This is a genomic window from Nocardia sp. NPDC019219, assembly GCF_040632645.1.
Lineage (GTDB): Bacteria > Actinomycetota > Actinomycetes > Mycobacteriales > Mycobacteriaceae > Nocardia > Nocardia sputorum.
Map to the genome: position 1 here is coordinate 317026 of NZ_JBEYCG010000005.1, position 25293 is coordinate 342318.

25 protein-coding genes, 1 tRNA gene and 1 pseudogene are annotated in these 25293 nt (G+C 67.1%); 14 read left to right on the plus strand and 13 right to left on the minus strand.

The features are described from left to right. Positions 1-37: 37 nt before the first annotated feature. Positions 38-394: a helix-turn-helix domain-containing protein gene (locus ABZ552_RS12825; RefSeq protein WP_281880980.1), complete on the minus strand. Its 357-nt coding sequence runs from the start codon at positions 392-394 to the stop codon at positions 38-40. 143 nt (positions 395-537) lie between these two features. Between ABZ552_RS12825 and ABZ552_RS12830 the strand changes: the two genes are divergently transcribed. Further along, positions 538-1407, plus strand: coding sequence for an NAD(P)-binding domain-containing protein (locus tag ABZ552_RS12830; RefSeq protein WP_357437108.1), 870 nt, complete (start codon positions 538-540; stop codon positions 1405-1407). Between the two features lie 174 nt (positions 1408-1581). On the opposite strand, the gene ABZ552_RS12835 is transcribed toward ABZ552_RS12830, so the two are convergent. Then, positions 1582-2238, minus strand: a complete 657-nt coding sequence (locus tag ABZ552_RS12835; RefSeq protein ID WP_281880421.1) for a maleylpyruvate isomerase family mycothiol-dependent enzyme — start codon at positions 2236-2238, stop codon at positions 1582-1584. Positions 2239-2310: 72 nt separating this feature from the next. Here ABZ552_RS12835 and ABZ552_RS12840 point away from each other — a divergent pair, with 72 nt between their 5' ends. Continuing rightward, positions 2311-3315: a MerR family transcriptional regulator gene (locus ABZ552_RS12840; protein ID WP_281880419.1), complete on the plus strand. Its 1005-nt coding sequence runs from the start codon at positions 2311-2313 to the stop codon at positions 3313-3315. A gap of 133 nt (positions 3316-3448) precedes the next feature. On the opposite strand, the gene ABZ552_RS12845 is transcribed toward ABZ552_RS12840, so the two are convergent. Further along, entirely contained in the window at positions 3449-4570 is a 1122-nt protein-coding gene (locus ABZ552_RS12845) for a PucR family transcriptional regulator (RefSeq protein WP_281880417.1), read from the minus strand. 140 nt (positions 4571-4710) lie between these two features. Between ABZ552_RS12845 and ABZ552_RS12850 the strand changes: the two genes are divergently transcribed. Then, positions 4711-5088 carry a nuclear transport factor 2 family protein gene (locus ABZ552_RS12850; protein WP_281880415.1) on the plus strand — a complete coding sequence of 126 codons (378 nt, stop codon included), beginning with the start codon at positions 4711-4713 and terminating at the stop codon, positions 5086-5088. Positions 5089-5142: 54 nt separating this feature from the next. On the opposite strand, the gene ABZ552_RS12855 is transcribed toward ABZ552_RS12850, so the two are convergent. After that, a complete protein-coding gene (locus ABZ552_RS12855) occupies positions 5143-5502 on the minus strand; it encodes an Rv2640c family ArsR-like transcriptional regulator (RefSeq protein ID WP_281880413.1) in 360 nt (119 codons plus the stop codon). Between the two features lie 98 nt (positions 5503-5600). Here ABZ552_RS12855 and ABZ552_RS12860 point away from each other — a divergent pair, with 98 nt between their 5' ends. The 3 genes from ABZ552_RS12860 (at position 5601) to ABZ552_RS12870 (ending at position 8903) form a co-directional block, all read left to right on the plus strand. Then, positions 5601-6131, plus strand: a complete 531-nt coding sequence (locus ABZ552_RS12860; RefSeq protein WP_281880410.1) for an ArsI/CadI family heavy metal resistance metalloenzyme — start codon at positions 5601-5603, stop codon at positions 6129-6131. A 299-nt stretch (positions 6132-6430) separates the two neighbouring features. After that, positions 6431-7210 (plus strand): enoyl-CoA hydratase-related protein, encoded by a 780-nt coding sequence (locus ABZ552_RS12865; protein ID WP_281880409.1) that lies wholly within the window; start codon positions 6431-6433, stop codon positions 7208-7210. Between the two features lie 124 nt (positions 7211-7334). Next, positions 7335-8903: an esterase-like activity of phytase family protein gene (locus tag ABZ552_RS12870; protein ID WP_350356446.1), complete on the plus strand. Its 1569-nt coding sequence runs from the start codon at positions 7335-7337 to the stop codon at positions 8901-8903. 115 nt (positions 8904-9018) lie between these two features. Here ABZ552_RS12870 and ABZ552_RS12875 read toward each other — a convergent pair whose 3' ends face one another. From ABZ552_RS12875 to ABZ552_RS12890, 4 genes are all read right to left on the minus strand, one after another. Next, positions 9019-9750: an alpha/beta hydrolase gene (locus tag ABZ552_RS12875; RefSeq protein ID WP_281880408.1), complete on the minus strand. Its 732-nt coding sequence runs from the start codon at positions 9748-9750 to the stop codon at positions 9019-9021. A gap of 202 nt (positions 9751-9952) precedes the next feature. Continuing rightward, positions 9953-10600, minus strand: a complete 648-nt coding sequence (locus ABZ552_RS12880) for a hypothetical protein (RefSeq protein ID WP_281918568.1) — start codon at positions 10598-10600, stop codon at positions 9953-9955. Beyond that, a complete protein-coding gene (locus tag ABZ552_RS12885) occupies positions 10597-11601 on the minus strand; it encodes a hypothetical protein (RefSeq protein WP_281918567.1) in 1005 nt (334 codons plus the stop codon). The genes ABZ552_RS12880 and ABZ552_RS12885 overlap by 4 nt, the downstream gene beginning before the upstream one ends. 431 nt (positions 11602-12032) lie before the next feature. Continuing rightward, positions 12033-12950, minus strand: coding sequence for a hypothetical protein (locus tag ABZ552_RS12890; protein WP_281918566.1), 918 nt, complete (start codon positions 12948-12950; stop codon positions 12033-12035). Between the two features lie 32 nt (positions 12951-12982). Between ABZ552_RS12890 and ABZ552_RS12895 the strand changes: the two genes are divergently transcribed. The 3 genes from ABZ552_RS12895 to ABZ552_RS12905 all read left to right on the plus strand — a co-directional run bounded on the left by ABZ552_RS12895 (position 12983) and on the right by ABZ552_RS12905 (position 15007). Beyond that, on the plus strand, positions 12983-13249 hold the full coding sequence (locus tag ABZ552_RS12895) for a hypothetical protein (RefSeq protein WP_357437116.1): 267 nt from the start codon (positions 12983-12985) through the stop codon (positions 13247-13249). Positions 13250-13258: 9 nt separating this feature from the next. After that, entirely contained in the window at positions 13259-13753 is a 495-nt protein-coding gene (locus tag ABZ552_RS12900; protein WP_281918565.1) for an NUDIX domain-containing protein, read from the plus strand. A 369-nt stretch (positions 13754-14122) separates the two neighbouring features. Next, entirely contained in the window at positions 14123-15007 is an 885-nt protein-coding gene (locus tag ABZ552_RS12905) for a hypothetical protein (protein ID WP_357437119.1), read from the plus strand. Positions 15008-15036: 29 nt separating this feature from the next. Here the strand turns inward: ABZ552_RS12905 and ABZ552_RS12910 are convergent, their stop codons facing one another. The 4 genes from ABZ552_RS12910 to ABZ552_RS12925 all read right to left on the minus strand — a co-directional run bounded on the left by ABZ552_RS12910 (position 15037) and on the right by ABZ552_RS12925 (position 19434). Then, the gene (locus ABZ552_RS12910) at positions 15037-16683 is read right to left on the minus strand and encodes an MFS transporter (RefSeq protein WP_357437122.1); all 1647 of its coding nucleotides are present in this window, start codon (positions 16681-16683) and stop codon (positions 15037-15039) included. 159 nt (positions 16684-16842) lie between these two features. Then, complete coding sequence (locus tag ABZ552_RS12915; RefSeq protein WP_357437125.1) at positions 16843-18243, minus strand: DUF2252 domain-containing protein; 1401 nt, start codon at positions 18241-18243, stop codon at positions 16843-16845. 36 nt (positions 18244-18279) lie between these two features. Next, positions 18280-18723 carry a hypothetical protein gene (locus tag ABZ552_RS12920; RefSeq protein WP_281880397.1) on the minus strand — a complete coding sequence of 148 codons (444 nt, stop codon included), beginning with the start codon at positions 18721-18723 and terminating at the stop codon, positions 18280-18282. 174 nt (positions 18724-18897) lie between these two features. Next, positions 18898-19434, minus strand: coding sequence for a hypothetical protein (locus ABZ552_RS12925; RefSeq protein WP_357437128.1), 537 nt, complete (start codon positions 19432-19434; stop codon positions 18898-18900). A gap of 772 nt (positions 19435-20206) precedes the next feature. Between ABZ552_RS12925 and ABZ552_RS12930 the strand changes: the two genes are divergently transcribed. Then, positions 20207-20620 carry an SHOCT domain-containing protein gene (locus tag ABZ552_RS12930; protein ID WP_281880395.1) on the plus strand — a complete coding sequence of 138 codons (414 nt, stop codon included), beginning with the start codon at positions 20207-20209 and terminating at the stop codon, positions 20618-20620. An 82-nt stretch (positions 20621-20702) separates the two neighbouring features. On the opposite strand, the gene ABZ552_RS12935 is transcribed toward ABZ552_RS12930, so the two are convergent. Beyond that, positions 20703-21980 (minus strand): glycosyltransferase 87 family protein, encoded by a 1278-nt coding sequence (locus tag ABZ552_RS12935; protein WP_357437131.1) that lies wholly within the window; start codon positions 21978-21980, stop codon positions 20703-20705. A 430-nt stretch (positions 21981-22410) separates the two neighbouring features. Between ABZ552_RS12935 and ABZ552_RS12940 the strand changes: the two are divergent. From ABZ552_RS12940 to ABZ552_RS12955, 4 genes and pseudogenes are all read left to right on the plus strand, one after another. Then, positions 22411-22619 (plus strand): annotated as a pseudogene (locus tag ABZ552_RS12940) (ABC transporter ATP-binding protein); the annotation flags it as partial. A gap of 351 nt (positions 22620-22970) precedes the next feature. Continuing rightward, positions 22971-23055 (plus strand) — tRNA-Leu (locus ABZ552_RS12945). Positions 23056-23163: 108 nt separating this feature from the next. Further along, positions 23164-23535, plus strand: a complete 372-nt coding sequence (locus ABZ552_RS12950; RefSeq protein WP_281918559.1) for a hypothetical protein — start codon at positions 23164-23166, stop codon at positions 23533-23535. Positions 23536-23543: 8 nt separating this feature from the next. Continuing rightward, positions 23544-24569: a site-specific integrase gene (locus tag ABZ552_RS12955; RefSeq protein WP_281918558.1), complete on the plus strand. Its 1026-nt coding sequence runs from the start codon at positions 23544-23546 to the stop codon at positions 24567-24569. The last annotated feature ends 724 nt before the right edge of the window (positions 24570-25293 follow it).

The following is a 25293-nucleotide window of genomic DNA, read 5'->3' on the forward strand; positions in this document are numbered from 1 at the left end:
GTTGCCCGAGTGAAACATTCACTTTTGAAGGATTCACTCACGGCTGGGGATGCACGCGTCCCGCCCCGATCCGATCGATCCGGGCGCGTCCCCAGGCGCCCAGCGGTTCCAGTGCGGCGTTGAGCGCCACCCCGATCTCGGTCAGCCGGTACTCCACCCGCGGCGGCACTTCGCGGTACACGGTCCGGCTGACGATGCCGTCCTCTTCCAGCTCGCGCAGTTGCTGGATCAGCATCTTCTCCGAGACCCCCGGCAGTCCCTTGCGCAACTCACCGAAGCGCCGTACGCCATGGTTCTCCAGCTCCCACAGGATCAGCGCCTTCCACTTGCCGCCGACGACATCCATCGCGGCGTCGATGCCGCAGAAGTACGGCCCTGATCGTTTCGCGCCCATCGCCACCCTCTCCACCTGTTCACCAACCAATAGGTAAGTACCGGACAAAATAGTAGGTACTTGCCTCCTTGCCGGGCAGCGAGCAATCTTGGTCCCAGCGCGCTGACCAGGACGTTCCTCTACCCCAAGGAGTTGATTCCGCCATGGCGGAGACCACGAAGACCCCCGTGACCATCCTGGGCCTCGGTGCGATGGGCCGCGCACTTGCCGCGACATTCCTGAAGGCCGGCGTGCCGACGACCGTCTGGAACCGCACCCAGGGGAAGGATGCCGAACTCCTCGCCGCCGGAGCCGTCCGGGCCGCGACGCTCGCCGAGGCGATCGAGGCCGGCGGTCCGATCATCGCCGTCCTGCTCGACCACGCGTCGGTGCACGCCACCCTCGACCCAGTGGCCGAGCGACTGGCCGGACGGCAACTGATCAACCTGACCAGCACCGCCCCGGGCGAGGCGCGCGAACTGGCCACGTGGGCGGCCGGACTCGACTGCGACTACCTGGACGGCGGGATCATGGCGGTGCCACCGATGATCGGCCTGCCCGGCGCCGCGATCCTCTACAGCGGCTCGCGGGCAATCTTCGACGCGCACCGCGAAACCCTGGAATTCCTCTCCGCCGCAGAATTTTTCGGCGACGACGCGGGCTTGGCCTCGACCTACGACTTCGCCCTGCTCGCCACCATGTACGCCATGTTCGGCGGTTTCCTGCACGGTGCGGCCATGATGCGCTCCGCCGGCGTCTCCGCCGCCGAATTCGGTCGGCGCGCCGCCGCGTGGGTCACCGCGATGACCGAGTCGCTGCCGCATCAGGGCGCTGTCATCGACGCCGCCGCCTATGCCGACCCCGTCCAATCGATCGCCTTTCACAAAGCCGCGCTCGACGCGATCAACCGCGCCAGTCGGGACGCGAATGTCGCCCTCGATTTCGTCGCGCCTTTGAAAAACCTTCTCGACCGTCAGGTGGCCGACGGCCGCGGCGCGCTGGGGTTCGAACGTACTTTCGAAGAACTTCTCTGACCCGCGCTGCACGAATTCGCTTCCCGTGGTTGTCGTTTGCTCGGCACCGGCTGCGGTGACGGCCTCCGCGTCGCCCGAGCAACCGCCACGCCTGCTTCCGGTCCGGCCGGATGCTCCCCGCCCCGGCGCTGTCGGGTCCGGGAGCATCGGTTCAGCTATCGGGTCCGACCGTGATCACACTCGATCATGTTCCGCCGCCGAGGCCGCCCCGTCGCCGGTGAGCCGGTCCCACCCTTCCCGGCGACCGGTCACGACCAGTAGGAGGGCGGCGATCGGGCCGGTGATGACCGCTCCCTCGCCCGCCGCCCAATCGATGTCGCTGGCGACAAGGCGGTAACCGGCGAACCTCCGGCGAGCGTGGAACGGTGCGCCTGTCGTCCAGATTCGGTCGATCGCGGTCCGGGCGGCGGGGCCCGGCATCTGCCGGGAGATGCCGAGCGGCAGCGCGATGTCTTGGCCGTGCACCAGCAGATCCATCAGCCGATCCGCCGGTGTCGTGCCGATGACCGTGACGCGCGCGTCGATGCTGTCGCGCAGCTCGCCGAGCAACTGCCCGGTCGTGCGACGCTCGGCGTGGCGAACAGCGGTGTCGCGGATGGCCCGGTGCAGACTGCCGCGGGCGCGGATCAGATTGACGAGGATCCAGCCGATATCGGCGCGCGCCGACAGCACCACGTGCGCGACTACCTCACGCACACGCCAGCCCGCGCACAGCGAAGGGCGGTCCCAGTCTTCTTCGGGCAGTCGCGCCAACAGCTCGGCCAGACCGGCCCGCTCCGCGGCAACTGCCCGCCAGATCTGCTCGGTGTTCATCGTCGTGTGCTCGGTCATCGGTGTCACTCCTTGTCCTGGTGGGTGTTCCAGTACGGTAGGAACTCCACCGGGGTGGAGGTTCCAGCGATCGTGACCGAGAACACACACCGTGACGGCCTGGTCGGCATCGGGGACCTGTCGCGCTCGACCGGCGTGCCCGTCCGTACGCTCCGCTTCTATTGCGACGAAGGGATTCTGGAGTCACGGCGTAGCTCCGGCGGGCACCGATTGTTCGATCCGGCGACCGCGGTGGACCGGGTACTGCTGCTGCGCCGACTCCGTGCGCTCGGCCTGGGACTGCCGGCGATCGTCGACGTCCTCGCCGGCCGCACGTCGATCACCGACGCGGTCGCCGCCGAGCGGGCGGCGCTGGACACCGAACTCGGCGTGCTGGCCTGGCGGCGGGCGTCGCTGCGCGCTGTCGAGGACGCGGCACCCACCCAACACGCCGCTCGGCTGGAATGGCTTGCCGCTGTGCAGGACCGTCGCCACGCGCAGGACCGTCTCATCGCGTTCTGGCGGCGACTGCTGGCTCCCCTGCCGACGGCGATATTCGACGGATTCGTCGCGATGAACCTTCCGCACCTGCCGACCGATCCGCCGCCCGAGCATCTCGTGGCGTACGCCGAACTCGTAGCTCGCGTCACCGATCCCGCATTGAGCGTCGCGATGGCAGGTCAACTGTGGCGAACAGACCCCAGGGGAATTCGCGACAAATGCGCACTGGTGACGGCGGTTGCCGAAGTCTGCGAAACCGTGGATCCGCTCGTCGCCGCACACCGCCGCCCCGGTCCCGGCCCCGAACTCGACCGGTTCATCGAGGCGCACGCCACCGCACGAGGCGAACGCGACACCCCACGCCTGCGCCGCAGGCTCCTCGACAACGCCACCGACAACCACCACGGTATCCACCGTTATTGGACGCTGACCACCGAGATCACCGGTGCCACCACCTCCGGAGCCGCCCAATTCTGGCTCTACCGAGCGCTTCTCCGCTGGGCCGATGACTGCGCGGGTGACGAGGACCGCTCGCGCGCCGACCCGCGCGGGTCGGCGCGGACGTCACCCACCCGGCGGAAAGTGCCGGAGCAGTGACACGGCCTCTGCGCGGTGTTCGACATTCACCGAGCGGCTGACTGAGCCGACGATCGCGGCGTCCGCGACGTAGCGGGCGATCCGGCTGATCGTGCGTCCTTCGCGCGGACGTGCAAGGTGAGAAGCGTTGCCGTCAGCACGGGTCGCCCGGTGCCCGGAGCAACCGTGCTTGCAGCGCCAGATACAATAGCGCCGCATCGGCGGGCACCGTGAATGCTGAACCGGTGAGCCGCTCTATCCGTTTGAGACGGTGCAAGACCGTGTTGCGGTGCAGGTGCAGGCGCTCCCCCACCGCCGATGTCGAACCGCCGAGCTCGTACCAGGCCAGAGCCGTCTGCACCAGAGCGGCGGCGTCACTGGGGTGGAGTCGGTCTAATGCGGTGAGCGTCTCGGCGAAGAGGTCGGCGGCAAGCGCGGGTTGGGCCGCGATCAAAGCACGCGCCGGCGACGAAGCGTAGGTGTGGATTTCGGTGTCCGTGGGGCTCAGACACCGGAACGCGAGGCGCGCCTGGTCGAGTGCGGCAGGGGCGGAGACCAGGTCGGTGAACGGTCTACTGGCGCCGGCGCGCGTGGCCGCGCCGTGGAGTGCCTGGACGAGCGAAAGCGGCGAGTGCGCGGCGGCGAGGGTGACGCGGTCGTCGGCGAGCAGCGTCCGCACGGTGGTCACTCCGGCCGCGGCCAAGCGAATGTCGCCGACCAGGATGACGAACGTGCCTCGGGCGGGCAGCCGCATCCGTGTGCCCAAGTCCTCGCGCTGCGCGGGTGGGAGGTCGGGATCGAGCAGTGCTCGCAACAGCCGTTGATCGGGGTGATCGCCCCCGGTGAACGCGACGCGCCGATAGATGTCGGCGGCCGCGACGGAGTACTCGTCGACAGTGGCCCATACCCGGGTGGACAGCTGGGGCAGCGCGGAACGGTCGTCGGGCCGAGCGCGTTCGACGATGACCTCCCAGAACGCCATGCCCGCGACGCGGAACGCGTGCAGCAAACTGTCCAGCGGAATGCCTCGCTCGGCTTTGAGGCGTCCGGCCCGGTGCGCGGGTTCGAGCGAGTACCGGCTGCCGGCGATCGCGTCCAGCAATGCCGCGAGACTGTCGGTGACGAGCGTGGCCAATTCGTGGTGAGCGAGGACGGCGTCGCCGTAGTCCTTCTCATCGTGTTCGATTCTCGCCGTGATCATCTCGGAGATCGCAGCCAGGTCCGCCCGCAGCTCGCGGAGCAGGCGCGGGTGCGCGAGACGGGTGTCCTGGGTCACTGCCGTCAAACTAGCGTGCATTGTGCGTGGGCACAACGAAAGTGGGTGAAGTGGAGGCATGCGCCTGTCGCCGCGACGGGCAGCCGCCGACGACACTGAGGTGACATGGTCCGCACGACGGAGTACCGGAGACCACCATCATGACCACTGCTACGCGCGAACTGTTCGAGCGCTACCACGCCTGCTGGGTGGACCGCGACCCGGCCCGAATCGCCGAACTCCACACCGTCGACTCGGTTTTCCACCTGCACTCGGGCCAGGAGCCCGCACGAGGCAGGCGCGCCATCCGCGAGGCTGCGGCGGGGACCTTCGCCCTGGTTCCCGACCTGACCTTCCACTTGGTATCGCTGCGTGTCGGGGAGGACTTCTGGGTGGTGCAGTGGCAGCTGACCGGAACCTCCGCGACCGGCAAGCAGGTTCACGTCGATCTCGCGGACTATGTCCTGATCGAAGACGGCGCGGTCAAGGAGAAGCACTCCTACGTCGACGGAGTCGCCATGCAGCAGGCCATAGGGTGACCACCCGCTTCACCAACTCTGCCTGAGAACGCGATCCGCCCCGGGTCGCACGGGTCAGCGGCAGCAGTTGGGGTCCAGCACCACGCACAATGCCGCGAGGGCGTCGCGGCGGGCGCGGTGGAAGGTGTTCATGCCACGTCGCTCGGATTCCACGAGCCCGGCCTTGCGGAGTTGGCCGAGGTGGTGGCTGACCGTCGACTCCGACAACCCGACCGCGGCGGCCAGGTCGCCGCCGTTCTCCTGGCCCGGCGCGCTGGTCAACAGCAGCGACAGCAGTTTCACCCGCGCCGGGTCGGCGATCGCTTTCAGCCGCAGCGCCACTTCCAGCGCGGCGTCGTCGTCGACCGGTCCGGCGGCGACCGGCGGGCAGCAGACCGGGGCGGACATGTCGATCAAGGGCAGCGTCTTGGGCATGCGATCGACCATACCGGCTGCATTGACATATGTCGAAAAGGTGGCAGACTCGGCGTCGAACCGGTTCTTCGATATATGTCACACAAGTGGAGGTAGTCATGTCCCGTATCCAGCTCGCCCTCGACGTCGACGACATCGACCAGGCCGTGCGGTTCTACTCGACCCTGTTCCGGACCGAGCCCGCCAAGCGCAAGCCCGGCTACGCCAACTTCGCCATCGCCGAGCCGCCGTTGAAACTCGTGCTGATCGAGAACCCCGGCCACGGCGGCGGCCTCAACCATCTGGGCGTCGAAGTCGAAAGCTCCGACCGGGTGCACGCGGAGATCGCCCGCCTGTCGCAGGCGGGGCTGTTCACCGAAGAACAGATCGCCACGACCTGCTGCTTCGCCACCCAAGACAAGGTCTGGGTCACCGGCCCGAACGACGAACGCTGGGAGGTCTACACCGTACTGGCCGACAGTGAGACCTTCGGCACCGCACCAGCACTCACCGGCGCGGCCACGCCCGCCGAGGCCGAGGCGGTTCAGGCTTGCTGTGGTACGACGGCGGAAGCCGCCGCCGAAGGTGCGTGCTGCACCCCGACGGCGAAGAAGGAAGCGATCGCCTCTGGCGCCACTTGTTGCGGCTGACCGATGGCGCGGCTCCCGGCGTGACCTCACCGTCCTGTGAGGTCACGCCCCTCGTCCGTCGGCGACTGACTACAGCCGCGAGCCGGCCTGGTCTTCAGAGCAGTGCCGGACCGGTACGGTTGCGGCTGCTGCCGATCGTGACCAGCCATGCCAGGCGGAAAGCCCGCGTCTGCGATTCGGTCGACGTTCCGCAGAGTCGGCCATGGGTGCCGTCCCATTTCGCGCGGCGCGGTCCGGTGCTCGAACGCCTACCACCGGCGATCGCGACATGACGTGTCGTCGCGTTCTACGGTGGAGATATGACCGCTTTGGAGTATCGGCATTTGCTGGTCGTGCGGGACGGCGACACGGTGCGCATCACCATGAACCGGCCGGAGCGGCGCAACGCGCTGTCGGGCGAGCATCTCGCCGAACTGCTCGCCTCGTTCCGGGCCGCCGGTGAGACCGACGCCACCGGGATCGTGCTCGGAGCGCACGGTCCGGTGTTCTCCGCGGGACACGACTTCGCCGACGTCGCCGCGCGCGACCTGCTCGGCGTGCGGGAACTGCTCACGCTGTGCACCGAGCTCATGTCGACCATCCAGTCGGTGCCGCAGGTGGTGATCGCCCGGGTGCACGGTCTGGCCACGGCCGCCGGCTGCCAACTGGTGGCCTCATGCGATCTGGCCGTCGCCGCCGAATCGGCCGGTTTCGCGCTCCCCGGCGGCAAGGGTGGCTGGTTCTGCCACACCCCCGCGGTGCCGGTGGCCCGCGCCGTGGGCCGTAAACGACTGATGGAACTGGCTCTCACCGGCGACCCGATCGATGCCCGCACCGCCGAACAATGGGGTCTGATCAACCGAGCCGTGCCCGACGCCGACCTGGATACCGCAGTGGACGAGTTGCTCGCCCGCGCTACCCGCGGCAGCCGGGCCAGCAAAGCACTCGGTAAACGCACCCTCTATCGCCAAATCGACCGCCCCGAAGCGGATGCCTACACCCTCGCTCTGGAAGTCATGGCCGCCGCCGCTCAACTTCCCGGTGCCAGGGAAGGGATGGCGGCTTTCCTGGCGAAGCGCCCACCCGTCTGGCGCGACTAGAGGTGTCTACCCACCCTCACCATCGCTGGTGGCACGGCACAATCATCGGATGGTTGTCGGGATCGACGGTTCATGTTCAGCTGGATGCCGGCCGATGGTCGGGCGGGGGCGGTACCCATCGCTGGTGAGAACGCACCGCAACACCCGAAGCGCACTCGTCATGGCCGCTGTGTGCGCGACCGCCGTCCTGTCCGCTTGCTCGTCATCGAGTTCTGAGGCGGACTTCACCGCCGCCAGGGATCAGCCCTTGGTGATCTCGCTGGATGATCTGCTCGCCGAGACCGGCGGCAGCGCGGCGGTCGGGATCGCCGATCCACGGCACGGCACGATCACCCGGCGCACCGACGGTGCGGTGGTGTACACGCCGGCGGCCGGATACACCGGGTCCGACAGCCTCACCGTGACGACCACCGACGCCGTCAAGGTGTACACCACCGATATTCCACCGCTCGGCGAGTTCGGCGGGGTGAGCCTGCAGGGCAGCGGGTACGGGTCGGCCTTCACGCCGGTGCCCGGCTCGACCGACGAGTTCTACGGTCTGACCGACCGCGGACCGAACGTGGACGGCAAGGGCAAGAACGAAAAACTCGATCCCATACCGACTTTCACACCCGCCATCGCCAAGTTCAAAGTAGCCGGCAACAGGATGGTGCTGGAAAGCACCATCCTGTTGAAGAATTCGGTGGGCCAGCCGTTCAACGGCCTGGTCGACACCTCCGCAAGCACCGGCGAGACCATCCGCGACCTCGACGGCGCCATCCTGCCGCCCACCGATCACGGCATCGACAGTGAGGGTCTGGTGGCCATGCCCGACGGGAGCTTCTGGGTATCCGACGAGTACGGGCCGTTCATCGTTCACTTCGACGCCAACGGCACCGAGCTGGAGCGGCTGGCGCCGGGACGCGGCCTGCCCAAGGAGCTTTCCCTGCGTACGCCCAACCAGGGCATGGAAGGGCTGACCGTCACGCCGGACGGCAGCACGCTGGTCGGCATCGTGCAGAGCGGGCTCAGCGCGCCGGGTGTCGCCTCGGCGCGTGAGGTGCCCATGACCCGAATCGTCACCGTGGACCTGAAGACCCGCGACGTCAAGGAATTCGTGTATCCGCTGGAGGAGCCGAAGCAGAAGCTCGCGGTCTCCGAGATCACGGCGCTCAGCAACACCACTTTCCTGGTCGACGAGCGCGACGGCAATAGACCGCCCAAAGCCGACAAGAAGCTGTGGACGATCGACATCACCGGCGCCACCGACATCGGCCCGCAAGCGAAGGTCCCGGGCGCGCAATACGATCCGGAGCTGGGCCTGCTGGTCGACGGCAAACCGCTGGAACTTCTCGTCGGTGCCGTGTCCACGGCGGACGGCGCCGCCGCGTTGCGGAAGGCGGGCATCGCCCCCGTCGCCAAGAAGGCCGGTCTGGACCTCGGCGGCCTGCTGGACGGTCTGAACGCCGACGGCAAGTTCTTCGGCCACGACAAGATCGAGGGTGTCGCCACCCGTGATGGCGGCAAGACCCTCTACATCGCCAATGACAGCGACTTCGGCATCGAGGGAGCCACCGGCGACCAGCCACCGTTCGGGCTGAAAGCGAAACTGCTCGTCAACGGCGTGCAGGACTCGGGCGAGGTGCTGATGGTCGACACCACCAAGCTGCCCGCCAAGACGCAGACCAGGACGGTCACAATCGCCGTCTCGTAGCCGTTCGGGGCGGTTGTGCCTCTGGGCCACCGCCTTCGAGGGGCCGGGGCTGTCCTCGATGAGCGGCGTCCTGGCCGACAGCGCCTATCGTCTGCTGTCGGCCAGGACGCCGGGCTCACTTCAGGTGCCGGGCGAAGAACCGGTTCCCGGCGTCCCCTTCGAACTGCGGGACGCCGGTGTGCCCGCCCATATTGGCGTGCAGCGTCTTCTCCTTGGAGCCGAAGGCGTCGAACAGGTCCAGAGCCATCTGCCGGTCATTTCCCTCGTCGTCCCACTGCAGCAGGACCTGCAGCGGAATGGTGACCTGCCGGGCCTCCTCGAACATACGGCGGGGGACGTAACTCCCGGCGAACAGCAGGGCGGCCGAAATGCGCGGCTCGACCACCGCCAGCCGCAGGCCGATGGATATCACGCCTCCCGAGTACCCGACCGGGCCGCCGATCTCGGGCAACGAAAGCAGGACATCCAGAGCGGCCCGCCATTCCGGGACCGCCTGCTCGACCAGCGGGAGGACGAGCCGCTCGACGATCTCGTCGTCGACCGGCTTCCCGGCCGTCACCGCCCGGCGCAGGTCGGCGCGGGCCTGCTCGGCGGCGGCCGACCGGGGTCGGTCACCGCTGCCGGGCAGCTCGATGGTGGCCGCGGCGAAGCCCTCCGTCGCGGAGTGCCGGGCCCGGGACGCAAGTCGGGGATACATCTGGCGCAGTCCGCCGGGGTGGCCGATGAGGATCAGCGGCGCCGGTGCGGGCGCGGATCCGGGCGTCCACAGGATGCCCGGAATCTCGCCGAGGGTGAATTCGCGCTCGAGGACACCGTCGTCGAAGCGCTGTTCGGAAGTGAATTGCACAGTCGTGCCTTTCGGGAGTGCTGTTGAGCGGCGCTCCCGGACGACCTATCGCCCGACCGTGACCCCAGAGTGGAGCACCCATGTCGATACTGCGTTCACGGGTACCACCTCCTCGGTCTCTCGCACGGCCCTCGGAAAAGTAGCAGTGGTCGCCGTGCTCCGCCAAGAGGTTTTTACGGAGGCTCCGCGGCCGGCGAGTCCGTCAGCCACCGGCCCACCGTGGTTGCGGGGACCGCACCCTTGGCACACCGCCGGGCGCGGCCGCAGGCTGTTCGACGAGCGGTATGGGCCAGCGCAAATCGATCATCGTCGCCGTACGCAGTGTGCGTTCGCGTTTCATGATCGGGCCCAGGTCCGGTGCGCCGATCGATACGGTCACGGTGCAGTCGCCGGGGCCGAGCGCCACCAGCATCCCGTTGCGGACGGTGGCGGCGAGCGGCTGGAGCAGTATCGCCACGCAGAGTTCTATCGTGAACTCTCCCACCGGGTTTTCGTCGATGGTGACGTCCAGGCACGGACGGTAGGTCTGGGTGATCTCGTGCTCCAACAGCGTGACCTGTTCGGCTCCTCCGGCACGGGTGCGCATCGCCGCCCTGCGCAGCAGGTCGTAGCGGCGCCAACCTCCGATCGCGACACTCCCCAGATCGACCTGGAGCAGCCCGTCGATGGTCTCGGCCACCTCGTGCAGCGCCGCCGACGCCAGTATCGGGGCCACGCCCGGGGCCCGGCGCAGGGCCAAGTGTTCGGCACCTCTTTCGTGCAGGCACTCCGCCAGTTCGCCTACCCCGGCTTCGTGCGGGGCGTTCTGGAACAGAACTGTCCGAGCCCTGATCGACGCTGGACTCGTCATCCGAGCACCTCCTTGACACTCAGCCACGGTTCGCAGGCCCGCAGCCGGACCCGCACGTCCGGAGTGCGGGCGACCTGGCGAACGTGGATCGATGGGGGGCCGTCGGCAACCACGCGCACATGCACCCGCGGTAGACGCGGGTCCTCGTTGCGCGGCGCTTCACTCGGGCGGTTCCGGCGACTGCGCAGGACCAGCGCTGCGGCACCGAGTGCGACGAGGAACCCGCCGAGGCCGAGCATGCCGCCTGCGCCGGTGTCCTGGTCACGGTCATCGGCTTGCGACGACAAGGTCGGACGCGCGCCGGTCGGCTCAGTGGTCGTGGGTTCACCGGTAGTCGGCACCAGCCGCGCGGGGATCACCTGGACGGATGCCTTCACGACGATGCGCTGAGGGCTACCCAGGCAGGCGCCGAGAACGGAGTGCACACCCAGCTCGACTCCGTCGGGAACATCGACGCGTGTATCGAACGAACCGCCACGGACCCGGGCGTCCACAGTTTCAGACCAATCCGGAAAAGCGCGCACCGAGTCGCAGGGCCAGCCCTCGCCGTGCACGGTGATGACTGTGCCCCGTTCGGCGGTGGCCGGCGCGACGAGAGTGGGTACGGGAAGCACGGCGGAACTTCCGCTCGGAACGATGGTCGTACCGGCAGTTGTCGGTCGCGGAGTTGTCGTGAGCGGTTGCCCGGTGGTGGTTGTCGGCTCGGGCTTTGTCGTGGTGGTTGTCGGCTCCGGCGTTGTGGTCGTGCTCGTCGGTTCGGGTTTCGTGGTCGTGGTCGTCGGCTCGGGTTGCGTGGTCGTGGTCGTTTGCGGATCATGCCCCTCGGTGGTGGGCAGCCGGAAATCCGTCGGCGTGGTGATCGGCCACGCCGGTCCCGGCGTGCTGGGCGGCGGGGCGGGTGCGGTGGGTATCTGCTCCGGTGCCGCGCCCGATACCGGCGCGGCGCCCAGCAGTCCTGCCAAGGCCGCCGCGACCAGTAGTATTCGCGAGTCGTTTCTCATGATCGCCTCCCCCCGAGACCGGCATCCTCTCGAGGTCCAGTCGAGTCTCGCCCCTCCCGCCCTGCGCGACGCGAGTAGCTAACTACTCGTTTCCGGCCCGCTTGCCTGCGGCATCGCACCGAGATCGTCGCTGCGCCGAGTATCGACTTAACATAATCCCTACCTTCGGCCAGCTCAGGATCATCGCTTGGCGCTAGCGGTGCCCGAAGCGCGACCTGCCACATTGCCGATCGCGGCCCGGCTACTGTTGCATGAGCATGAATGGCAATCGTTCAGCATTCTCGACATTTCGCCACTGACGCATGGCCGAGCACGCTCGCGTACCAGCTACGTGTAGGACTCGAGCGCGGAGTTCGAAGTGGTCCGGCGGTGCGTCGGCCGCTGAAGGTGTCCGAGAAGCTGACCGGTGTCCGCCGCTCCGGCTGAGCGGATCAGAACAAGCTGGTCTGCGCGGCGACGGGGGCGACGGTGATCGAGTCGTCGAGTTCGATACGTCGCCCGATGAGCTGAGCATCGTTGACCAGCAATAGTTCTCCGGTCTCCGATCCGTGCCGGCAAGCGATGGTGTGCCCGTGCGCGGTCACCGTGTCGAGGACGTACTCCCCCAGTCCCGCCCCGCCGAAGTCGACGACGGTCGCGTAGCGGCCTCGCTGCGCCACAATGCGGTAGAACTCGCTGCCGCCCGACCAGGCGGTGTCGGTCCGCGCCGTCCCGGCGGGCAGCACGGCGATCGCCTCGGCGGCTGCGGCGGCTACCGCAGCCTCCACTGCCGCCCACGGAGCCATCGGCTTGGTCAAGATGCGTGTTTTCGCGGCGCTGCCCACGGCCTGCCGGAAACCGGCTTGTGCCGACACCACCCGCTCCAGTTCGCGCACATGCAAGCCGTCCGGTGAGTCGGCGACGAACCGTGCGGCCAGTGCGCCCTGTTCGTACAGGCGGCGATGCCGGCGTACCGCCGACGCCGTGCCCACCTTGGCCAACCCGTCACCGAAATAGGCGATATAGAGGTGGTGCGGCTGCGACACGTAGTCACGGATCTGCTCGGGGAGCGCGGAAATCGGCCCGCGGTGCGTGTGCACCGCCGTCCACCCCTCCCGCGCCCGGCACTGCGGACACTGTCGGCCGCTCGCGACTCGCACGGAATCCGGACACGCTCGCCGTCCCGGAAAACTGCCGAACTCGTTGTATCCCAGGCAGTATCGCGCCGCGTCGCGGACCCGGAATGCCAGGCGCGCGCCGGGACCGGGCACACGTTCGGTCGTGCCGTCGGCGCGGATCAGCTCGTAGCACCAGCGGCCGCGCTCGTCCCATCGGGTGCCGCCGTACAGCAGGGTATCCGTCGTGGTCATCGGCTCACCGCTCCGCACCTTCGTGTTGGGTCGTGGTCATCACCATGATGGACGATGCCGCCGAAACATGTTCTGCGCGTGCCGATATCCGACAGCGTCGCACCACGAACCCGACGCCGGGCGATCCGCTCGCCCAGTACGGTGCCGACGTCAGCCGCGGCGCATGTCGGGTGCCGGTCGTCGATGACGCCGACCGGCTGCTGTCGATGTACGGCCATCACCCACGCCGAAAGGGCAGAGACGGCAGCCGGGAGAAGACTTCCCGCAGGCGGTCGGGAGCAACCGGTCGGGCTCGATAGTCTGTCGTAATGTCCTCGGCCCGTCTGCGTCACGCGGTGCGCGCGATCGTTCTCGATGCCGACGACCGCATCCTCCTGTGCGGTCACTCCGTGACGGAGTCTGCGGCAACGGTGGTGTGGGCCGCTCCGGGCGGGGGCATCGAACCCGCGGAGGAACCGCTCGCCGCGCTGCGGCGTGAGCTGAGCGAAGAGATCGGCCTCACGGTGGAGGCCGAACCCCCGCACATCTGGCATCAAGAGGTCCACGCGCCCGGCCACGCACCGGGTTTCGACGGCGTGGTCAACGACTTCTACCTTGTCCGGACCACGTCGTTCACCCCGCGCGGCGCGCTGACCGACCAACAACTGGCGGCTGAGAACATCACGGCATTCCGTTGGTGGCGATTACCGGACATCTCTGGGTATCGCGGTGCCGATTTGTTCGCGCCCCGCGATCTCGCGGCCCTGCTGCAGGCGCTGATGACCGACGGTATTCCGCGCCGTCCGGTGCTACTCGGCTTGTGAGGCCGCGCCGCCGTCCGGGACAGCCCCGATTCCTTCATCAAAGCAGTCGCGATTCCCCTGAAAGGGAACGACACGAAGATACAGATCACGACTTACTCCCAGGACTCGAATGCTGCTGCCGCCAAATCGCTGGCGAAGGCCCGCGGCGACAACATCGCGGCCCAGCTGGAGCCGGAGCACAGGTAGGCCATCCGGTGTGCCGTTTCCGCGGCGCTCGGCGATCTCGTCGGGGTGGGTTCGGCTTGCCATCGGAATCGACTAAGTCGACGTGTTTGCCCGGATGTCGGCGTAGCGTTCGTTTCGTCTCCACCGAGACCATTGCGCACTATTCGACATCCTGACCGAACGAGCAGAAGGACAGTGAGCGCAGTGCGGTCCGTGAAATTGTCGGTGGCATTGGCCCGCGAAGTGTCCATCGCGCGTACGCAGGCCGCGACCGGCCGGCTGCGCGGAACGCCGTACGGACGGACGCTGCGCCGCGTGATCGAGGGGCTGGCCGAGATCCAACTGGTGGATCGCTCGCTGGCGCTCGCCGCCCAGATATTCACCTCGGTATTGCCGGTGATGATCGCCGCGTCCGTCTTCAGTGGCTGGCATGCGCCGGCGAAGACGATCAACGACCAGTTCGGTTTCGACTCCAGATCGCTGTATACCGACGGCGGGTCCCTGTCCGCCGATCCGGCGATAGCCGCGTTCGGTGTGGTCGGCCTGCTGATGGTCCTGCTCGGCGGTACCTCGTTCGCGCGGGCTCTCGCGCGGGTGTACGAGGCGGTCTGGAAGGTTCCCGCGATCGGTCCGCGAGAGGCTTGGCGGTGGCTGGTCGCGCTGCTCGCGGTGGCGCTCGCCGCCGGGCTGGTGGGGCAGATCCGCGACCTCGAGCAAATCCGCTACGCCGGTCGGTTGCTCGCCTTGCTGGGCGAGGTGGTCATCTGGGTGTTCGTCTGGATGCTGGCTCCTTATCTGCTGACGAAGGGAGCGCTGACCGGGCGGCTGTTGTGGGCGTCTGGGTTGCTCACCGCGATCGGCTTGACCGCGGTGCACGCGGCGGGCCGGGTCCTCTTGCCTCGGATCACGACGAACGCCCAAGAGCATTTCGGTCCGTTGGGGTTGGCTTTCACGTCGGTGAGCTGGCTTTTCGTGCTGTCGGTGGTGATCGTGGGCGCGGCATCGGTCGTCAAAGCATTGGCTCTGGACGAGACCACCATCGGTCGCTACCTGCGCGGCCGGGACAACGGCGACGGCGAACGACGCTAGCTGGGCGCGTACGTCCGAGGGCGCCCCAGTCATCGCTCGGCATCCGGCTCGGCTTTCCCTGACGAGAACTGGTCCTCCCCGTCGCGCAGGGCTACCGGCCGACGAGGCAATAGGCCGGTACCGAACAGCGCCGCGATCGCGAGCAGGGCGGTAACGGCGAACGCCGCTTGCAAAGCCTCGAGGCGGGCGTCGGAGTTGACGGCGAGGACGGTATCGGCGGTGGCGTCATCGATACCGGCGCTGTCGAGCGCGGCCACCAACTGGCTGTCGGACAGGAACGGCACCCCGGCAGCCAGCTCCGTGGTGGCTTGTTCTCGCACGGACGCCGGGACAGCCGGATTGTTCTGGATGCCGCTGACGACGCTCGAAGTGAGCGTGGCGATCAGGATCGACCCGATCAACGCGGTGCCCAGGGACGCGCCGAGCGTGGTGGCGGTGTTCTGCAGTCCCCCGACCTCCGAGCTCCGCGAATCGGGCACGGCCGACACCGTGACGGCGCCCAGTTGCGAGGCCAACGCGCCCAGACCCAGTCCCATCAGCAGCATCGGGATGGACACGACGCCCGCGTTGGCGCCCGGGTCCATCCCGGCCGCCAGGATCAGAACGCCGATGATCATCGCCATCAGACCCAGCCGAACGACGCGGCGCGGGTCGGCATGTGGCAGGAACCGGGGAAGGCCCGCCGCGGCCACGACGAGCGCGACCGACAACGGAAGGATCCGCACACCGGTCTCCAGCGCGCTGAGTTCGAGCACCACCGACAAGAACAGCGGCACGGCGAAGAACACGCCGGCTTGCACGGTGAACTGCGCGAAGAACATGCTCGAGCCGCCGACGAGTTGCCGGTTCCGCAACAGACTCGGATCGACGAGCGGATCGCGGCCCCGCCGCACCAGAAACGTCTGTCTGCGCAGGAACAGGTACGAGGTCAGCAGGCCACCGATCAACAGCCAGATGACCGGCGACAGACCGAGCACGGCCGGTCCGTCGGACTCCGTCCGCACCCACCCCCATTCGCTCGACCGCAACACCCCGTATACGACCGAGCCCAGACCGATCACCGACAGAAGCGACCCGACGACATCCAGTCGGACCCGGCTCGCGGGGGCGTCCTCGACCCGGCGCAGCACCAGCAGGATCAGCACGACGATGACGACCTCGCCGAAGAAGACGTACCGCCATGACGCGAACGTCGTCACGGCGCCACCGAGCAACGGGCCGACAGCGACCGCCATCGCCCCTGCCGCCGCGATGAGACCGTAAGCCGCGGAACGGCGTTCGGGCGCGAAATTCCCGGCGACGAGGGCGACGATCGCGGGCATGATCAGGGCGGCGCCGATTCCCTCCAGGAGCGACCACCCCAGCAGGAGGGTCGTGAGGTTCGGGGCGAGCCCGGTGATGAACGAACCGGCGCCGTAGACGACGAGGCCGAGCCCGAACGTCCGGCGGCGGCCGAGGATGGCGCCCACTTTGCCGCCCGTGATCATCAATGAAGCCATGACCAGCGTGTACAGGGTGATCGCGGTCTGGATGCCGGTGATCGGGGTACCGAGATCCTGGGCGACGGTGGCCATGGAGACATTCATCACGGAGCTGTCGAGCGTCATCAAGAACTGCCCCGACGCCAAGACGGCCAGCACGAGCTTGCTCGACCTCACTGTCGGCGCCGACGACATCGGGCGCTCCTCTCCTGGACAAATCCTGGTTCACCGGTGGCCCATAGCGACTCCGCTGCGGACGCCACGAGGACGGCCGCGGGGAATGCCGTCCGCCCCCACCGACGCCGGAAACGGGGCACCGCGGCGGCGGGAACGGCTCGGTCGCCGTGCACTGGTCTATACCCCCGGTCGGGCGATTACCGTGCCGTCATCGATCGCCTCGAGCAGCGCGGCGTGATCGCGGGCGTTCTGGTCGGCGTAACTCTCGGCGAACATGGACATTGCTTCCTCGAAGTCGTCGTCCGTGCCGAGGTAGCCGGCGATCGCGAATCGGTCACCGGCGCGGGCGTGGGCGTGGGCGAGAACGCGTGCGCACAGCCTGCCGTAGCGAGTCATCAGTTCGGGAGACATGGTCTGGATGTCGGCGGATCCTTTGCCGTCGCGCAGTTGACGAACGTAGTAATCCCGCACCGCTCCGTCTTCGCCCACACCCTGCTGCCAGCCCAGGAAGATATCGCCGGCAGCTTGCATCAGCCGCTGCCCGGCCACGACCCGTTCGCCCTGGCCGGTGAACGACGGGCCGTCGAGGTGCTTCGCGAGAACCGACGGCTGGGCTTCCTTGACCTGGAGGATCAGCGGGTCGTTGCCCGGCCCGCGGAGCAGGATGATCCAGGCCCGGGTGCCCACGCTGCCTACGCCGACGACCTTTCGTGCTGCCTGAACGTATTCGAATCGGTCGAACAGGGCCCGGCAGTTGGGCGGCAGCGTGTCGCGGTAGTGGCCGAGCCGTTCGATCAGTGCCCGGTTCAACTGTGCGGCGTCGGCGCCGGTGAAGATCTCCTCGACAGGGACGATCAGCGGCGGCATGCTCGTGATCCTCGGCTGCCCGTCCACCACGGTGGTCAGCTTGGCCAAGGCCTGGACGCTGTCTCGGTGCCGGGACTTGTCGACCGTCTTCTTGATGCGCTTCCTGGTCGGGGAATCGAGAATTTCGCGCAATTCTTCGAATTGGGTCTCGGCATCGACATGGGAGTACCAGACCGCGAGTTCTCCGCGCGCGGATTGGGAGTTCATGACTTCGCGGTACTCGGCGGCGCAGGCCTGCAGGTACTTTCTGCGTTGTTTGCCGCTGTGGTCGTTGTCGCGCCCGGCGACCGCGAGGCTCGCGACGAGTCTTCGAACGTCCCATTCGAAGGGGCCGGGGTAGGTTTCGTCGAAGTCGTTCAGGTCGAAGGCAAGGTTGCGTTCCGGTGTCGCGAAGAGGCCGAAGTTGCTGAGGTGGGCGTCCCCGCACAGTTGAGTGATCAAGCCGGTGGCCGGGGCGCGGGCGAGATCCTCGGCCATGACCACGGCGGCGCCGCGGTAGAACGCGAACGGCGCGGCGGCCATTCGCCCGTAGCGCACGGGAACGAGTTCGGGAATTCGGGTCGCGGCCTGGGCTTCGAGGAGTCCGAGCGGGTCGCGATCGGTGCTGCGCTCGAATTCGGCCATCCCGTCGATGGGCGTCCGGCGCCGTGCCGATCTGCCGTATTCGGCGCGCTCGGCCCTGGTCCATCGGTCGCGCGCGTGTGTGCGCACGTCAGGCTCCGCGGCGGGCGGAGCCGTCTCGATCGGTCATGGCCGCGACCCACCGTGGGAGAACTCGCTCGAGCGCGGCTCGCTGGAGACGTCCGGCTTCCATGTGGTAACCGCCCAGATCACAACGATGTCGAGGGCGATGATCAATACCGACCACCACGGGTAATACGGCAGCCACAAGAAGTTCGCGAGAATGGAAATCGAGGCGATGACGATCGTCGCAATTCTCGCCCAGCGTGCTCCCGTGAACAACGCGAGCCCTACCGCCAGCATCAGCGCTCCGAGCGCGATGTGGATCCAGCCCCACGCGGTGAAATCGAACTTGTAGGTGTACTCGACGCCTACGACGAAGACCTCGTCCTCCGCCACCGCCGCAATGCCTTGGAACAACTGCAGTAGTCCGACGGTGACAAGAATGATCGCGGCCCCGATCGAGGTTCCTGCCGCGACTCCCTGTTTCACCGATGAATTCTCGGACATGATGCGCTCCCTTCCTCGACGAGCCGCTCGGATATGCGCGATTCTGCACCGGGCGCACTCCCCACGTGCGCGGGATCGCGTAACTGCGGCTCGATCGCGACCCAACCGGAGGAAGCCGGCGAAGAACACGTGGACGCCGCTGTGCTGCGGTGCCGATTCCGCGCCCCGGTGGGATCAGTGGGTCAGGATGATCTTGACCGCCACGACGGTCGTGGCCGTGCAAACCAGCAGGACCGCTCCCAGCAGCGTCGAACGTTGGGGTCGCTCGCCGTGGAGTCGGCCGATGACGAAGACGATCCCGCCGATCCGCACCAGCATGGCCGACTCCGCGAGCACCTGGGCGAGACGCGGTTCGATCCACCCGACCGCCGCGGCAGCCAGGATCGCGCAGGGCAGCACCGCTGAACTGAGGATGGGCACGGAGTCCCGCAGGTCCGCCCATCGCTCCTGTGGCGACAAGCCATGGCTCTGGCGCACCGATTGACCCACGCCTTCGGCGAAAGCATGCGCGATGAACGTCGAGAGGGCTGTCCCGAGGACGACCAAGATGCCGACGTGCTCGACGGACGGCGTGACCGGGATCAACGCGGCGAGGATCAGGACGTTGCCGTAGACGTATGCGCTGATCCGGCTCGCCGCGTTCCGGCGGTCGAGCGGAACGCTGCGGGTGAACAGCGGCCCATGCAAGAGCTGGTGTCTGCTGCGTTCCATCAGTCCTCACAGCGGGCCAGGACGGCGCGGTCTCGATCTCCCTGCCGCACTCCGGGATCCGGATCGCCTACTCGCGACCGAATTCGACCCGTGCGATGAGCGAGAAGTCGTAATTTGGCGGTGCGCGGGGGAATATGGGCCTGTATCGGCGTCGCTCCAGCTCGAAAAACCTTTTTCGGTATGGCCTCCGCCGGCCCGGGCCAATCCTCCGCACTCGGGGTCATCTGCGCCTCCGTCTCCAGCGGTACCGCTCGAACCGTGCCGCGATTATGGCGGCCGATCCACCCACAAGGCCGCACCGACGACCGGTGGCCACTCAGCTCTGTTGCCCGGCCAGGCTTATGGCCTCCTTGTTCGAACCGAGACAAACTCGTTCTCGAGGAGATTGCGGTGAGCGTCGGCGCTGCAATTGTGGCGCTCAGCCGACGCAAGTCGGTCCCGACCCCGCAGACCGGCCCGGTACCACCCGGCGATTTTAGCAGCGGCGCTTCGGCAACGAACATCCCGTTTGCCTGATGTCCGATCCGAGTCGGACAGCCGGACCGCTGGATGTCGGCAAGAATCGCTACTTGTGTACCGGAATCTCAACAATCTCGTCGATCTGTAGCGCCGACGTCCCTCGCTGCCTATTTTCGAACTGCGCTCGTAAGCTGTCGTCATAACGAAAGTTTGTTTTTCGACCCAGCGGCCGACCGGCGGTTCGATCTACTTCACAGCCGGAATCCACCGCCTGATACCAAACAGGAAAGATCCGCCGAGGAGGTTTCGCAACATGGATTCGTTCTGGGATTACGTGTGGTACACGATCCTCGTGTTCGCCTTTGTGGCGTACCTGATCGTGCTGTTCCAGATTCTCGTGGACCTGTTCCGCGACCACTCCGTGTCCGGCGTCGCCAAAGCGCTGTGGGTGATAGCCCTGGTGATATTCCCCTACCTCACGGCCCTGGTGTACCTGATCGTTCGCGGGCGGGGGATGGCGCTGCGCGCCCAACGCGCACAGGCGGAGGCGCAGAAGGCCACGGATCAGTACATCCGGGAGGTGGCGGGTAAGTCCCCCGCCGAGAGCATCGCCGATGCCAAAGCCCTCCACGACTCCGGTGTCATCACCGACGCGGAATTCGAGCAACTGAAAGCTCAGGCGTTGGGGCGTCCGGTGTCAGCGCACAACGCGGCGACCGGTCGGTGACACTACGGCCTCACCCGATGCACGACCGGGACGAGAAGTCCGGTCATGTCATGCGGGTGGGCACGGTGCGATGTCGGTTGTGTCAGCTGTGCGCCCGAACGCGGGGCCGGTCGGCGACGAAGTCCGGTCGTTGACGTCTGGCCGCGTGCCGAGTGAGGATCGCGATGACGACGGCGAGGTAGACCGCGACGGGGACACCACAGACAATGACCCGGGCCGGGTGGGAGATCTGTTCGGCCGCGGCGGTCATGGCCGGCACGTAGCTGGGCGCCCCGGTCAGCCCGAGGTCGCGGATCTCGGCATAGAGCCAACCGGTCAGCCACATCGAGAAGGCCGCGAACACGGCTGTCGTCGTGGCGATCCGAGGGATTCGGTGCATGTCCGCGCGGGCGGTCCAGTGCAGCAGGACGATCAGCAACGGCACCGACCACACCCAGTGGTGTCCCCACGCCAGCGGCGGCACGGCGCACCCGATCAACCCGACCACGACCAAACCGAGCAATGGCCGACCGGTCCGGTGCGCGATGACCGCGGCGGCATAGCCGAGGCAGGCTGAACCAGCCACGCACGCCGGCCATAGCCAATTCGGTGCGGGCTGCGGTGCCCACAGGTTCGACAGCACACCTTTGATCGACTGGTTTCCGGGATGGGTCACCGGCCCGATGCGATCTACATCACCGGCCGCATCGCTCCAGAAGTCCTGGGTGTCGCCCGGCAGGATCAGCCCGGCCACGACAACGGTGGCCAGGCCTGTGGCGATCGCGATGACGGCTGCGCGCCACTGCCGGGTGAGCAGCAGGTAAGGCAGGAGCACGATCGCGGTCAGCTTGATTCCGGTAGCCAGACCGATCGAATAGCCACGCAGCCGGGCGGAGGCCGGACGGGTCAGATCCCAGACCAGAATCGCCATCAGCAACAGGTTGATCTGGCCCTGCCACAAGGTGCCGCGGACCGCCTCGACGTCGACTGCGAGAAACGCGAGCCCGAGGCACAGCACCGCGAGGCGGGTATCGCCGCGGTAACCGAGCACCCGCCAGCAGCGCCAGATCGTGGCGTACAAAGCGGTACACGACACCGCGAACCAGACGACCTTCGCGGTGCCGAACGACACGACCGCCAACGGAATGAAGAACAAGGCTGCGAACGGCGGGTAGGTGAACCAGCCACCTGGGGGTATGGGTGCGGTGTAGAGCGCGTGCGAGTCGAGCACTGCGCGCGCGGCGTTGCGGTAGATCGCCAGATCCCCCTGGTTGACCAGCAGACCGAATTCCGGTGCGGCAGTGAACGGCACAAGCACGGCCTGCAACAGCAATGCCGCGATGCCCACAGCGAGCATTGCTGCCGCCCAGCTGGTCGACACCGCGGTTCCGGCCAGGCTTCGATTCCGTACCACCATGCCCCCTATGGCTGTATTCCTCGAATGCCTTGTCGCACCAGCCGAACCGTCTCCAGGTGATGTTCAGGCACGCGAGTTCGGCCGACTCTTCGGTGGACAGCGCGGCGCGGCCGCCGGCTTCGGCCAACGCAACGTCGACCCGATCCTATTCGAGCCGGGCCCGTCGTCGGCGCTCTCCCCCACCTGTGGGCTCGACTCATCCGGTCGTTACTTCTCGCGCAGACCGTCCAGCGTCCTGCGCGCCTGTGACCTGGCGATCGAATCGAGTTCGTCCCTCCGCACCACTGGAGATCCAGGAGGATCACCGCGTGATCGCCGCCTACCTCGGCACCGCCGCACACGGCGCGGACGCGCGACCACCGGCGACGGTCGACCGACGGGCAGGAGAGAACGAATGACCAGCCCCGCCGCGATCCGTCCGGCGCGCTCGCAGACAGCACCCGCCCTGAGTATCGAAGGGCTCACCGTCGGTTACGGCGGCGTCCCCGCGGTGCGCGAACTCCCGCACGGGTCAGGCCGGGCGAGATTCTGGTACCGCTCGGCCCGAACGGCGTGGGAAAGACCACCACCCTGCTGGCGTCGGTCGGTGCACTGCTACTGATTCGACGCCGCACCGCAGCGTGCGCGGTCCCGGCCGCCCGATCCTCATTGCGATCTGGGCCACCAGGGGCTTGCCCAGCCTTACAGGGGTGTCAAGCTTGATTCCGGCAGCACTTTTTTCGGCCGGAAGAGCGGCTACGCCGGTGTCGGCAAGGTGCCGGGCGCGCGTGTTGGGGCGCTGGTGAGCGACCCGGCTGCAACCGATGCGTGTGCGGGCAACTAGATGACGCGTCATCTAGTTGTTGAATCGCGGCGAGCCCATACCGCCGCCCATCCCGACCTGCTCGAGAAACCGCAGGTCCAACCGCGATTTGGTCCACGCGTAGTGATCCGATAATCTTGCTGAGCACACCGGTCCGGGTGGCGGAATGGCAGACGCGCTAGCTTGAGGTGCTAGTGCCCTTTATCGGGCGTGGGGGTTCAAGTCCCCCTCCGGACATTCAATGACACGGTTCCGTGGCAAATTTGCCGCGGAACCGTGTATTTTTCGGCCTTTAACCGGGTCCGGACCCGGTTTCGGGGGCAAGTATGCCGCGCGGTGGTGTCATTGAGCGGCTCGGACACGTTCCCGGTGTCGCTGTGGCTGGCACGAAGGATCCGCCGCCGCGGCTGTGCGCGGGCCTGCGTCGGTTCCGTGCGACAGAGCATGTCCGAACCGGACTACGTTCAGCCCGATGACCTGGATAAAAGTCGTCGAGGTGCTGCCTTGAAGATCTTGACCGTGCTGTGGCCTGCGTCCGATGATGTGTATCTGACAGTGGTGATGGTCACCGCGAGCCGTGAACGATTTCCGGTTCGAGCCGGGTCGGTCGACCACCCCGGTCCAGCGCAGTCGGTGCTGGTGCTGTCGGATTTCCGATCCATCTTCCAGCGGATGATCGGTGCCGTTTGCAGGCACCGTCACATCGCCTCGTGTTGAGGAGCACCATGAGTGTCGACGAAGTCCCCCTCACACCGCCCCCGCTCCCCCACCAGTCGTCGGTGCTCGACCGCAGCGCCGGTGATGCTGGCCGCTCACCGGCTGGTGCCCCTCGGTTTCGTGAATACATCGACCAGGTGCGTACGAAGGTCCCGCCGAAGACGTTGAGGACCTATGAGTCGGCATGGCGTGCGGTCAGTGAGGTGTGGGGTGACCGAGTGTTGAGTGAGCCGACCGCCAGGGAGATAGAAGAGCTGATGGATGCGCATCAGCTTCGTTCCCGTGGTCGTGCCAACTCCCGTGGCGGAGAGGCAGCTGCGGAGAATCTGCTGTCGGCGTTGCGGCGGGTCTACAAGCACGCCGAGCGTGACAGGCTCATCGATCCCTCCAGCAATCCAGCGGCGGCAGCACGGCTTCCAAGCCGACGCGTCGGCAAAGGCGATGTTCTGTCCAGTGAGCAGTTGCGGGAAGTTATTCGCGTTGCTTCTTCGACCGGTGATGACCCCGAGCTGGACGAACTGATCGTCATGCTGCACATCCAAACCGCCAGCGACCGGCAAGCTGTCATCGATCTCGCGCTTCACGACCTCGACCGCGACAACTGCCTGGTGCGGCTACGGACGCGGGGTGGTGGGTTTCACTGGCATCCCGTTTCGCCCCGTCTCATGGCCGCACTCGGAATGCATGCCGAACGTCGGGGAGGTGAGAACATCACGCATCGCGTGCTGCGTAAACGCAGCGGGCGCCCGATCAGCTACAGACGCTACGACGGGCTGTGGAACCGCGTCCGCGAGAACCTGCCATGGGCAAAGGAATTGGAAGTCACCACGTACTCGATCACCGAGACCGTGCGCGCCAACGTCCGCCAACTGTTCGGCGAGACGGTCGAGCGAGCCTATGTCGGGCAGCATGACGAAGACACAGCCGTCCTCACCCACTTGCGTGGTGATGTGATTGAAGCGCTCATGACGGTCACCGGCGAACCCCACCCACTGGCCAGGAACAAACGACCCCAGGGCTCACCGGGTCGGTAACCGACCTTGTTCTCAGGCTGCGGGAGAATCACCTCTGATGGATCAGGTCGATCGCTCGCCGCAGCGTTGAATGCGCTTGCCGGGTGGGAGATCCGCTTGCTGAAGTGCCCTGTCCGCCAACCGATCCTCTCGGGTTGGCATACCGGCTACTGGGACCTCAACCTGCTCGAGATCGCCCATTCCGGAGGTCCGGATGTCCCGTCGGTGGGGCTGTCAGCTGAGCCGTCAAACGGTCCCATCGAAGCCTGGGCCGGCGGCCTCTTTCCGGTGCTTGCGCTGGCCCGAGTCCGCCGGGCTGCGAGAGCTGGCAGACGAGCATCTGAGCGTGTCGACAAGGGCACCTTCGGCCACGTCCGTCAGCTCGACGCGGTCGCTTCCCGGTTACTGACTGCAACAACTTCGGTCCGGTGAAGCATCCGGAGAAGACGTTCCGCTATTCATCCACCCGGCTTCTCGAAGACGAGCCGGTGACGTTGGACGGGGATGGTGGGCCCATCCGCAACCACGAGCATGGCGAGTATCGAGTAGGCGACCATCGCCTCGTGCGGCATGGCCGCTTAGCCGGGCCGGGACCGGTATGCCAGCCAGCCGGATAAGAGCTCAACGGCCATCTGACGGTCGGCGGATCTCAGGATGGCACTCCTGACGATCAGGCGTGGTCAACAGCGACCGTTTCCGTAATCAGCCGATCCGTGGCTCGATCGAAGTTCCACCGGCACCGCTC

What these genes read in the sequence shown, in the direction of transcription:
- ABZ552_RS12825 (WP_281880980.1), bottom strand. Translation starts at nt 394, where the DNA reads ATGGGCGCGAAACGATCAGGGCCGTACTTCTGCGGCATCGACGCCGCG.
- ABZ552_RS12830 (WP_357437108.1), top strand. Translation starts at nt 538, where the DNA reads ATGGCGGAGACCACGAAGACCCCCGTGACCATCCTGGGCCTCGGTGCG.
- ABZ552_RS12835 (WP_281880421.1), bottom strand. Translation starts at nt 2,238, where the DNA reads ATGACCGAGCACACGACGATGAACACCGAGCAGATCTGGCGGGCAGTT.
- ABZ552_RS12850 (WP_281880415.1), top strand. Translation starts at nt 4,711, where the DNA reads ATGACCACTGCTACGCGCGAACTGTTCGAGCGCTACCACGCCTGCTGG.
- ABZ552_RS12855 (WP_281880413.1), bottom strand. Translation starts at nt 5,502, where the DNA reads ATGCCCAAGACGCTGCCCTTGATCGACATGTCCGCCCCGGTCTGCTGC.
- ABZ552_RS12860 (WP_281880410.1), top strand. Translation starts at nt 5,601, where the DNA reads ATGTCCCGTATCCAGCTCGCCCTCGACGTCGACGACATCGACCAGGCC.
- ABZ552_RS12865 (WP_281880409.1), top strand. Translation starts at nt 6,431, where the DNA reads ATGACCGCTTTGGAGTATCGGCATTTGCTGGTCGTGCGGGACGGCGAC.
- ABZ552_RS12880 (WP_281918568.1), bottom strand. Translation starts at nt 10,600, where the DNA reads ATGACGAGTCCAGCGTCGATCAGGGCTCGGACAGTTCTGTTCCAGAAC.
- ABZ552_RS12885 (WP_281918567.1), bottom strand. Translation starts at nt 11,601, where the DNA reads ATGAGAAACGACTCGCGAATACTACTGGTCGCGGCGGCCTTGGCAGGA.
- ABZ552_RS12890 (WP_281918566.1), bottom strand. Translation starts at nt 12,950, where the DNA reads ATGACCACGACGGATACCCTGCTGTACGGCGGCACCCGATGGGACGAG.
- ABZ552_RS12900 (WP_281918565.1), top strand. Translation starts at nt 13,259, where the DNA reads ATGTCCTCGGCCCGTCTGCGTCACGCGGTGCGCGCGATCGTTCTCGAT.
- ABZ552_RS12910 (WP_357437122.1), bottom strand. Translation starts at nt 16,683, where the DNA reads ATGTCGTCGGCGCCGACAGTGAGGTCGAGCAAGCTCGTGCTGGCCGTC.
- ABZ552_RS12920 (WP_281880397.1), bottom strand. Translation starts at nt 18,723, where the DNA reads ATGTCCGAGAATTCATCGGTGAAACAGGGAGTCGCGGCAGGAACCTCG.
- ABZ552_RS12925 (WP_357437128.1), bottom strand. Translation starts at nt 19,434, where the DNA reads ATGGAACGCAGCAGACACCAGCTCTTGCATGGGCCGCTGTTCACCCGC.
- ABZ552_RS12930 (WP_281880395.1), top strand. Translation starts at nt 20,207, where the DNA reads ATGGATTCGTTCTGGGATTACGTGTGGTACACGATCCTCGTGTTCGCC.
- ABZ552_RS12955 (WP_281918558.1), top strand. Translation starts at nt 23,544, where the DNA reads ATGAGTGTCGACGAAGTCCCCCTCACACCGCCCCCGCTCCCCCACCAG.